We start from the raw sequence: 9,577 nt of genomic DNA, 5'->3' as shown, positions 1-9,577 counted from the left end.
CCCTTATTCTCCAGATCTTAATCCGATTGAACATAAATGGGCTCAAGCTAAAAACCTTCGTAGAACTCTTAATTGTTCTATTGATGAGCTTTTTTGTCTCCATTGTTTATAATCAATTTATTGTGACTAGGCTATATACAGCTGAGATCTATCCATAAGATGGATTTTTGTACAGATTTTCGTTTTTGCAACGGAGCCACATCTTTGTGATGTACTCACTTTATTATGACTTTTGTCCCTTTAAAATCATTATTTTCGCTGGATAATTCAACGAACTCATGGTTTAACCACTTAGCATCTTCTGTAAATAGACGCACACAACCATGACTTGCACGGTACCCAGGAATATCATTAGAACCATGAAGGGCAAAACCTTTATGAAAATACATGCAATAAGGCATCCTAGCGTTATCGTAGGTATTAGAGCGACACTGCTCGTTTTCTTTACTAAAGATGCGAAACATTCCCGTGAGTGTTCTGCATGATTTGGGGCTATCAACGCACTTATCGCGACCTGAGGAGATTGGCCCCCATTTTACTAGATGCCCCTGTTCGTTGTACGCAGACCATGCCAGTTTCTCCTGATCAACAATAATGTGTTTCTCTCCCTCTATCTCAACCTTTAAAGGGAAAGGAGAAATATCAAAAAGGTTTAAATTGGTTAAATTAATAGGAACAGCGATTTCTTTGCCAGGCCAAAGAGCATTGTAACTTCGATTCAACCGTTGCACCAAATCACGATGTTGGGGATCTGGAAAAAGGCTTTCCCAACTATGACCGCGTGTCACTTTCAAGCAATCATATTGTGGGTAAGTACAGAGGGCAGGTCCATAATAGACTGAACTATACGCCCATGATAGTTGTAATGTTGCCAAAAAAGCCAAGAGTATTTTTTTCATAATCCACCCTCGTTTTTGATTGTTGCTCATGAAAAAATCATATGCATTCAAAACCCAAGTGTATGAATAGTATTTGCCCTCCTTCGCTGTGCGCCAAGGAAGGCTGAAAGCCGAGGCGCATAGTCCGCGATAGAGTGCGATTTACGCAGACAGCCCGTAGGGATGCGGAGTAAATCTTTATGCAATCGTTAAGTCGTTGGTGTAGGCATACGCTTTGCTCGTTCAGAGCAAACGTGCCGGAAACAGGACGCTCGCGGCCTTTAACCTGTCGCGTTGGCGAGTGAATTCTGGGGACTTGGATGTCCCAGAATTTTTAACGAGGTAGCGACACGCTTGGATTTAATAATAGGACATTAATTTTGAATTGTCAGACAGAATACGAATCAATGGTTAGTTTATGCAGGAGTAACTTATTTTATTAAAACCGAGCCATATAGGCATTGTAGTTTCGTTTGAAGTCGTCACTTTCCTGGTATTTTAGTAAGGCATTATTAATGCTTTGTAATAAAGTTAAATTATCCTTGTTAACCGCTATGCCTAAACCAAAACCGTAACTAAAAGACGGGCCTAGTACTGCAAATTTTTGTGCAGAGTGTGACTGCCAATAAAGCGAGGTAGGTTCATCCATTAAACCAAAATTAATCTCGCCTCTATTTAATGCTTCGATCAAGTTATTTGAATTCGTATAAGAAATAATGATTGGTTTTATTACTTCCATTTTAAGGAGAAAGTCGGGATAAATAGAACCTTCTGTAATACCAATCTTTCGATAGTTTAGAAGCTCTCTACCAAATGATTGGTTAGCCAGCTTTTTAGGACCAACAAAACGTGTCTTACTTAATAAATAAGGAAAAGAAAAGTTCACCATCTTTGATCGTTCTGCTGTGATAGTAATCGAACTAGTAGCTACATCAACCTTTTTTATACTCACTTCATGAAGCATTTTATCAAAACGAGTGGGAATAAATTGACACGGGCGCTGTATGGTTTTGCAAATGTACTCCATCATTGAAACATCATATCCATAAAGCTGATTGTTAGCCCCTCGCATCACAAATGGGGGGTTAACGGGGTCTACTGCAACTCTAAGTGGCTCGCTTTGAGCTCGAAGTGGTTGAGCAATGAAAACACAAACAGAGAGTAGAAAATAAATAAGTTTCATTTTATCAATCCAAGTTTTATTTACCCAAAGGATATATGGTTATGATTTATTTGAAAACGATTAAGTAAGTACCTCACTTAATACAATCTGTGTAGCACGTAAGGATTTTTCAATTTTATTGGACTCTCACTCGGAATTGTATCGAGCGACAACATCAAGTACACTTACTGTGATTAATTATAAAATAGCTTCATGAAAAAATCAGATTCCTTTTACAACCTAGAAACTCTTGGCGGTACTCTATTATTCATTGCTGCAGTACTTGCAATAATTGTTGCTAACTCCCCTTATCGTATGGGTTATGAACATTTTTTAAGTATTAGTGGCAATGTCTCTGTTGGAAGTCTCTCTATAAAAAAACCGCTCCTTTTGTGGGTTAATGATGGATTAATGGCCATATATTTCTTATTGATAGGACTTGAAATAAAACGGGAAATTAATCGCGGAATTTTAAGTAACAAAACAAATCTTTTAGTTCCTGCCCTTACGGCATTAAGCGGATTGATATTTCCTGCATTAATATTTATTTTCTTTAACGCTCATAATCCAGTGTACCTTAAAGGGTGGGCAATCCCCACTGCCACCGATATTGCCTTTACCTTAGGTATTGTATCTCTTTTAGGCTCTCGAGTTCCTTTTTCACTCAAAATTTTACTGACTGCAATTGCCATTTTTGATGATATTGCAGCCATTATTATTATTGCATTATTTTATACTGAAAACTTATCACTACTCTCGCTTTCACTCGCTTTATTGTTTACCTTGATTTTGATTGGCTTAAATTATTTTAAATGTCGCCGTATTTCATTATTCATGCTTTTTGGGGCCGCTTTGTGGGTTGCGGTATTAAAATCAGGCGTTCATGCCACTCTTGCCGGGATTGTAATTGCCATGACGATTCCTGATGAGGGGAAACAATCTATGCTATCTCGTTTAGAAGATGGATTACATCATTGGGTTGTCTTTTTAATTCTTCCCCTATTTGCATTTGCTAATGCAGGCGTAACTTTTATTGGACTTGATGTATCAATGTTTACTCATCCTATCGTACTGGGAGTCGGATTAGGATTGTTTCTTGGCAAACAATTCGGCATTTTCATCTCTTTAGGTTATTTTGTAAAATTCAAGCAAATTCTTAAAGCAGATAAGGTAAGCCTTACTCAAGTCTATGGTATTGCTCTCATTTGTGGCGTTGGCTTTACCATGAGTCTTTTTATTGGCACGTTAGCCTACCAAAATAATGATTCAAGTTTAATGCCTATGGTTAAAATTGGCGTGGTGCTTGGTTCTTATATATCAGGATTAGCTGGATTTTTAATGTTAAAACGGGCATCAATCAAACGTTAGCCATACAGTACTTTTTTATAGGGACAAACTTATTTAATTAAGGAGGATAATCATGGAAAAAAAGACAGCTATTGTTACTGGGGGTACAGGCGGAATTGGCACTGCAATTTGTCAACGCTTAGCAACAGACTATTCCGTAATTGCCTGTTACTTCAAAAATGGTAATCATGAAGAGGCTATTCAGTGGCAAAGAGCACAACAGAAAGCAGGATTTGAGATTGATATACTGTATGCGGATATTTCACAGTTTAATGATTGTGAACAGCTGGTTTCACTGATTATGGAGCGCTATGGTCAAATCGATGTATTGGTCAACAATGCAGGGGTGACCCAAGATTCCAGTTTAAAAAAGATGTCGCCAGAGCAATGGCAATCTGTATTGGATGCGAATTTAACCAGTGTATTTAACATGACACGCAATACCTTACCCGCAATGCTTGAAAAAGGATATGGACGGATTATCTCCATTTCCTCCATTAACGGACGTAAAGGTCAGTTTGGACAATGCAACTACGCTGCAACCAAAGCCGCTTTATTTGGCTTTACCAAAAGCCTGGCACTTGAAGTAGCGAGCAAGGGCATTACGGCGAACACCATCTCCCCTGGCTATATTGAAACGCCCATGCTGAGCACCATGCGAGAAGACGTATTAAATACTATAATTTCAGCAATACCGGTTGGGCGTGTAGGCCTCCCACAAGATGTTGCAGAAGCCGTTGCCTTTTTGGCATCTTCTGCATCAGGTTTTATCACTGGGGCCAATCTGGATGTGAATGGCGGCCAGTACATGTAAGAGGCTCAAAAGCAATGGTTCAAACACAATGCTGAATCGTTGCTTTCTCAAAAAACCGCTTCAAGGAGGAATAAGTAATGCAACGATTTCATAATATTTTATTTGTTAGTCATGGAGTGAAAGATGAAACAGAAGCCTTACAGCTGGCACTAAAATTAGCTTCTAAAAATGAAGCACAACTGCGTATCTTAATTACCTGCCCTCCTTTTCCTGACACACTGAGTGAGTATAAAGCTTCTTATGAAGAGTCTCTAATTGATAAAATGAATAAAGCCATTCAATCTGCAAAATCAGGACTTGGCTTTGCTAAAAAGAAAATCCCCATCGATGTTGAAGTAGATTGTGGCACGACACCCGATATCCGAATCATTCGCCATGTTCTTAAAAATTCTCATGACCTTCTCATTAAAGCAGCGGAAACACCAGAGAGCATGAAAGGATTTAAAGCCCTGGATATGGAACTATTGCGCAAATGTCCTTGTGCCTTGTTTCTTTATCGCCCGCTGAAACACACCCTACAAGACATTCGCATTGCAGTCGCTATCGACCCCAAAGATGAAGAGCCTGCCGCACAAGATTTGTCGCTTCGTTTATTAGCGCTTTCGCATTCATTGAACACCTTTTATCAGGGGAAATTAAGCATCCTTTCTTGCTGGGGGTTTGTACTGGAAAATTATTTAAGAGACAGCGTCTGGATAAAAATCTCTGAAGATGAACTCGAAAAAATGGTCGTTGAAGAACAACATGCTCACGGATTGTTGCTACGAGATTTAATTAAGCGGTCGCAAATTTCTGGGGAGTACCATATAGAGCACCCCAAAGGGCAACCGGAAGAGGTTATCCCAGAAATCATAACTCATAAAAAAATCGACATTTTAGTAATGGGTACCGTCGCCCGCACTGGTATATCAGGATTTATTATTGGCAATACCGCAGAGAACATTTTGCAGAAAATTGATTGTTCATTACTGGCATTAAAGCCTCTTGGCTTTGTTTCACCGGTAAAAGCGTATTAATCAGGGAAAAAGTATCATGGCAGAACAACAAAAAGACATCCTCTCAGAACCATGCTGGCATGAGCAATCCAAAGAAACCATTTTTGCCACATTAAATACTACAGAACTTGGTCTAAGCGAAGAGGAGTCTCAAAGCAGATTAAAGGTTTATGGCTTCAATCGCTTACCAGAGCCTAAAAGAACAAGCACTTTTTTTCGCTTTTTACTCCAGTTTCATAACATACTCATCTATGTGTTATTAGCAGCTGCTCTGGTGACTTCGTTCTTACAACACTGGGTAGATACTGCGGTTATTTTAGCTGTCGTTATCATCAATGCCCTGATAGGATTCATCCAAGAAGGAAAAGCAGAAAAAGCACTGGATGCGATTCGAAAAATGCTCTCTCCTACTGCTATGGTAGTACGGGATGGTGAACGACTGCGCATTGCCGGCGAGAAGCTTGTTCCAGGGGATATTATTGTGTTGGATGCAGGAGATAAAGTTCCTGCGGATGTACGCATAATAAAATCTCATGGTCTTACTATTCAGGAGGCCATACTCACTGGCGAATCCGTCCCCGTTGAAAAACACATCCATCCTGTTTCAAGAAATGCTGCATTAGGAGACCAGTCGTGCATGGCCTTTAGCGGGACTTTAGTGACCAACGGCCAAGGCAAAGGGATTGTTGTAGAAACAGGCTCCACGACTCAAATTGGATGTATTAGTGGATTATTGTCACGCGTAGAATCATTAACTACGCCATTAGTCCTACAGATGGGGCTGTTTGCAAAATGGCTCACTTTATTCATTTTATTAATTGCTGCAATTCTTCTTGGCTATGGTTATTTTGTCCAGCATCATCCGTTTGGTGAATTGTTTATGGTCGTCGTTGGTTTGTCGGTTGCGGCTATCCCTGAAGGCCTTCCTGCAGTTCTTTCAATTACCCTGGCTATTGGCGTGCAAGCCATGGCGCGACGACACACTATTGTACGCCGACTACCTGTCATTGAAACCTTAGGCTCAGTTTCGGTTATCTGTACCGATAAAACCGGTACCCTGACCCAAAATGAGATGACCGTCTCTTCAGTCTTAACCAGTAATCACTTATTTATTTTGGATGGCATCGGTTATGAACCTCAAGGAACGATTACGTTAAACGAAGAAGTGATTGATAACAACGAGCATCCTTTGCTTAAAAAACTCGCACGTGCTGCAATGCTTTGTAATGATGCCGCACTTCATGAACAAGAAGGGATTTGGACTGTAGAAGGAGATCCCATGGAGGGTGCTTTACTCGCATTTTCCGGTAAAACAGGATTGATTCTAAAAGAAGAAAACGCATCCTGGGTACGTACCGATGTGATTCCTTTCGATGCCAGACATTGCTTCATGGCTACCTTAAATCATAACCATTTAAAGCATGCAATGATCCTTGTAAAAGGCGCTCCTGAACAAGTTTTGAAGATGTGCCAAAATCAACAAACCAATTGGGGTGAAATACAGCCTTTAAATGAAATGTATTGGAAAGAGCAAATGGAGCAAATTGCGGCCCGTGGACAGCGTGTACTGGCGTTTGCAATCAAAAAAACAAAGCCAGAACATACCGTTTTGGAATTTGCGGATGTTGAGGGCAGTTTGACGTTACTTGGAATGGTTGGCTTAATTGATCCTCCAAGGCTTGAATCCATTGCGGCGGTGGCACAATGCCATGCTGCAGGAATTGCCGTCAAAATGATTACAGGGGATCATGCCAGTACCGCACTTGCCATTGGTCGGCAAATAGGACTTAAAAATTTGGACACGGTATTAACGGGTATTGACTTGGATAACATGAATGATGCGACACTCCGAAATGCGGTATTGGATACCGATATTTTTGCTCGCACCAGTCCTGAACATAAATTAAGACTGGTCATGGCATTGCAATCGCATGGTATGACTGTGGCCATGACCGGTGATGGGGTGAATGATGCTCCAGCATTAAAACGGGCGGATGCTGGAATTGCCATGGGCAAAACAGGCAGTGAAGTTGCTAAAGAAGCCGCTGAGTTCATACTGACAGATGATAATTTTGCTTCTATTGTGGCGGCTGTTCGGGAAGGCCGTACCGTTTATGATAATCTTAAAAAAGTGATTAGCTGGACTTTGCCTACTAATGCGGGTGAGGCAATGACCATTATCCTGGCACTGCTCTTAGGCTTAAGTTTACCCGTAACGCCCATTCAAATTTTATGGATTAATTTGATTACTGCGGTGACGCTTGGTCTTGCTCTAGCCTTTGAACCTACAGAAGAACGAACCATGGTTCGTCCGCCTCGTCCACGAAGTGAACCTTTGCTCACTGGCGGTTTGGTATGGCATATTATTTTGGTTTCCATTCTATTTATCTGCGGGGTTTTTGGCATCTATTTTTATGCACTGGATCGTGGATATTCACTTGATCTGGCCCGAACAATCGCGTTGAACACCCTGGTTGTACTTGAAATTTTTCATTTGTTTTATATTCGCAACATTTATACCACCTCACTTACATGGAAAGGGGTACAAGGAACCAAAGTGGTGTGGATGGCAGTTATCGTGATTACTGTGGCACAGTTTGCAATCACCTATTTCCCTCCTTTGCAGACACTATTTATTACTGAAAGTATCCCTTTTTGGGATGGGGTACTCATTGTTGCAACAGGAGCTGTTTTTTTTGCTGTGATTGAAATTGAAAAGCAGCTTCGCTTAAGGATAAGTACTATAAGACAGGCCAGTGCAGGAGAAAATACTCTCTATGGGGACAAGGTCTTATGATGGATTGGTCATTAATACATGCTTCCCCATTTTATGAGTTAACTTCGCTTCTCATGATGGCAACCATTGTAGGTTTTTTCTGTTTGCTGCTTCGACAGCCAATGATTGTAGGCTTTATGGCTCCGTTGCAAAAACGAACGATGGATTATACTTCAAACTAAAACTATTAACTGAGACTTCAAATGCGATCCACGAAACCTGTGGCATTTAAATGGCGTCATTTTCATGGTGAAGTAATTCTGCAATGTGTGCGTTGGTATTGTAAATACGGGATCAGTTACAGAGATTTGGAAGAAATAATGTCGGAACGTGGTCTTTCTATAGATCACACCACACTTTATCGTTGGGTTCAGCATTATGCCCCTGAATTAAAAAAAATGTCTTGGCTGGCATAAGAAACGTTATGCCAATCGTTGGCACCTTGATGAAACCTATATCAAGATAAAAGGTGAATGGAAATACCTGTATCGTGCAATCGATGAACGGGGTAATACCATTGATTTTTATCTGTCTCACCGACGCAATGCCATTTCTGCGAAACGATTCTTGAAAAAAATGATAAAGAGCAATCCCACCTGTGATATTAGTGTGATTAACACTGATAAAAATCCGGCCTATGGCCAGGCTATTAAAGAGCTTAAGCAGGAAGGAAATCTGGCTCCCAATATAAGTCATCTGCAGATAAAATACCGCAATAACCGTCTCGAGGCAGATCATGGGAAGCTTAAGCGACTCATCAATCCAGTCAGGGGATTTCAATCCATGAAAACTGCCTATGCAACCATCAAGGGCTTTGAAATCATGCGCATGTTTAAAAAAGGACAGTTCAATATCTGGATGTATGGAACTCGGACTGAGATCTCATTTATTAATGAACAATTTGGGATCTACAGCTGAGATCTATCCAGAAGATGGATTTTTGTACAAGGTTTTGTTTTTGCAACTGAGCCGAACAACTTAATTATGTAAAGCAAAATGTTCTTAGCTCCTTAAATGAAACAATTGCAGATAGAGCATACGGTTCATGTGAAATTATCTCTTTTTTAAGAGCTCAAGCATTAACAACCTATATCCCTTTGTGTAGTTCCCGAAGTGGTTCTTCTGAAAATAGTATTGTTGAAGGTTTTCAGTATGATTCAATACAGAATCAGTACGTATGTCCTCAAAATGCCCTATTAAAACCCCTGTAAATCACAAGGAGATACAACAATCTATATTTCTTCCACGAAGGACTGTAAGCAATGTTCTTTTTCTCCAAATTGTTTGGCAAAGATCAAAAATAAAGGATCAGCTCGATATGTCACTTGGAATAAATATGCTGAGCTTTATAATCAAATGAAAAACGAAATGGAACAACAATATTTTAAAGAAAAACTATATGAACGAATGTGGAAATTAGAAGGAGTTATGAATGAATTAAAAAATTATCATGATTTAAAACGAGCTCAATACAGAGGATTGGAAAACACACAAATTCAAGCCTATTTTGCTGCTATGGCTTTAAATATCAAGAGATTGATATTTTTTATTCTTTACGAAATAGCACTAATTTTGATCCAACTTTAATCATATTTTTCAACAGGC

Annotated in this window: 8 protein-coding genes and 1 pseudogene; 7 read left to right on the top strand and 2 right to left on the bottom strand. The window is 39.9% G+C overall.

Features of this window, described 5'->3' with window-relative positions; genetic code table 11:
* Positions 1–215 precede the first annotated feature (215 nt).
* Positions 216–899 carry a L,D-transpeptidase gene (locus tag EKG34_RS17310; RefSeq protein WP_080619969.1) on the bottom strand — a complete coding sequence of 228 codons (684 nt, stop codon included), beginning with the start codon at positions 897–899 and terminating at the stop codon, positions 216–218.
* 418 nt (positions 900–1,317) lie between these two features.
* Positions 1,318–2,061: a transporter substrate-binding domain-containing protein gene (locus tag EKG34_RS17305; protein ID WP_080619740.1), complete on the bottom strand. Its 744-nt coding sequence runs from the start codon at positions 2,059–2,061 to the stop codon at positions 1,318–1,320.
* A 192-nt stretch (positions 2,062–2,253) separates the two neighbouring features.
* Between EKG34_RS17305 and nhaA the strand changes: the two genes are divergently transcribed.
* The 7 genes and pseudogenes from nhaA to EKG34_RS17275 all read left to right on the top strand — a co-directional run bounded on the left by nhaA (position 2,254) and on the right by EKG34_RS17275 (position 9,559).
* The gene (nhaA, locus tag EKG34_RS17300; RefSeq protein ID WP_080619741.1) at positions 2,254–3,408 is read left to right on the top strand and encodes a Na+/H+ antiporter NhaA; all 1,155 of its coding nucleotides are present in this window, start codon (positions 2,254–2,256) and stop codon (positions 3,406–3,408) included.
* Positions 3,409–3,460: 52 nt separating this feature from the next.
* A complete protein-coding gene (phbB, locus tag EKG34_RS17295; RefSeq protein WP_080619742.1) occupies positions 3,461–4,201 on the top strand; it encodes an acetoacetyl-CoA reductase in 741 nt (246 codons plus the stop codon).
* 77 nt (positions 4,202–4,278) lie between these two features.
* Positions 4,279–5,217, top strand: coding sequence for a universal stress protein (locus EKG34_RS17290; protein WP_080619743.1), 939 nt, complete (start codon positions 4,279–4,281; stop codon positions 5,215–5,217).
* 16 nt (positions 5,218–5,233) lie between these two features.
* Positions 5,234–7,993 (top strand): cation-transporting P-type ATPase, encoded by a 2,760-nt coding sequence (locus EKG34_RS17285; protein WP_080619744.1) that lies wholly within the window; start codon positions 5,234–5,236, stop codon positions 7,991–7,993.
* Positions 7,990–8,154 carry a hypothetical protein gene (locus EKG34_RS18350; protein ID WP_165391555.1) on the top strand — a complete coding sequence of 55 codons (165 nt, stop codon included), beginning with the start codon at positions 7,990–7,992 and terminating at the stop codon, positions 8,152–8,154. The genes EKG34_RS17285 and EKG34_RS18350 overlap by 4 nt, the downstream gene beginning before the upstream one ends.
* 21 nt (positions 8,155–8,175) lie before the next feature.
* Positions 8,176–8,890: pseudogene (locus EKG34_RS17280) on the top strand (IS6 family transposase).
* A gap of 312 nt (positions 8,891–9,202) precedes the next feature.
* Entirely contained in the window at positions 9,203–9,559 is a 357-nt protein-coding gene (locus tag EKG34_RS17275) for a transposase (RefSeq protein ID WP_080619745.1), read from the top strand.
* The last annotated feature ends 18 nt before the right edge of the window (positions 9,560–9,577 follow it).

This window comes from Legionella longbeachae (genome assembly GCF_004283175.1).
Taxonomy (GTDB): Bacteria; Pseudomonadota; Gammaproteobacteria; order Legionellales; family Legionellaceae; genus Legionella; species Legionella longbeachae.
This window is presented reverse-complemented; position numbering and strand designations above follow the sequence as displayed.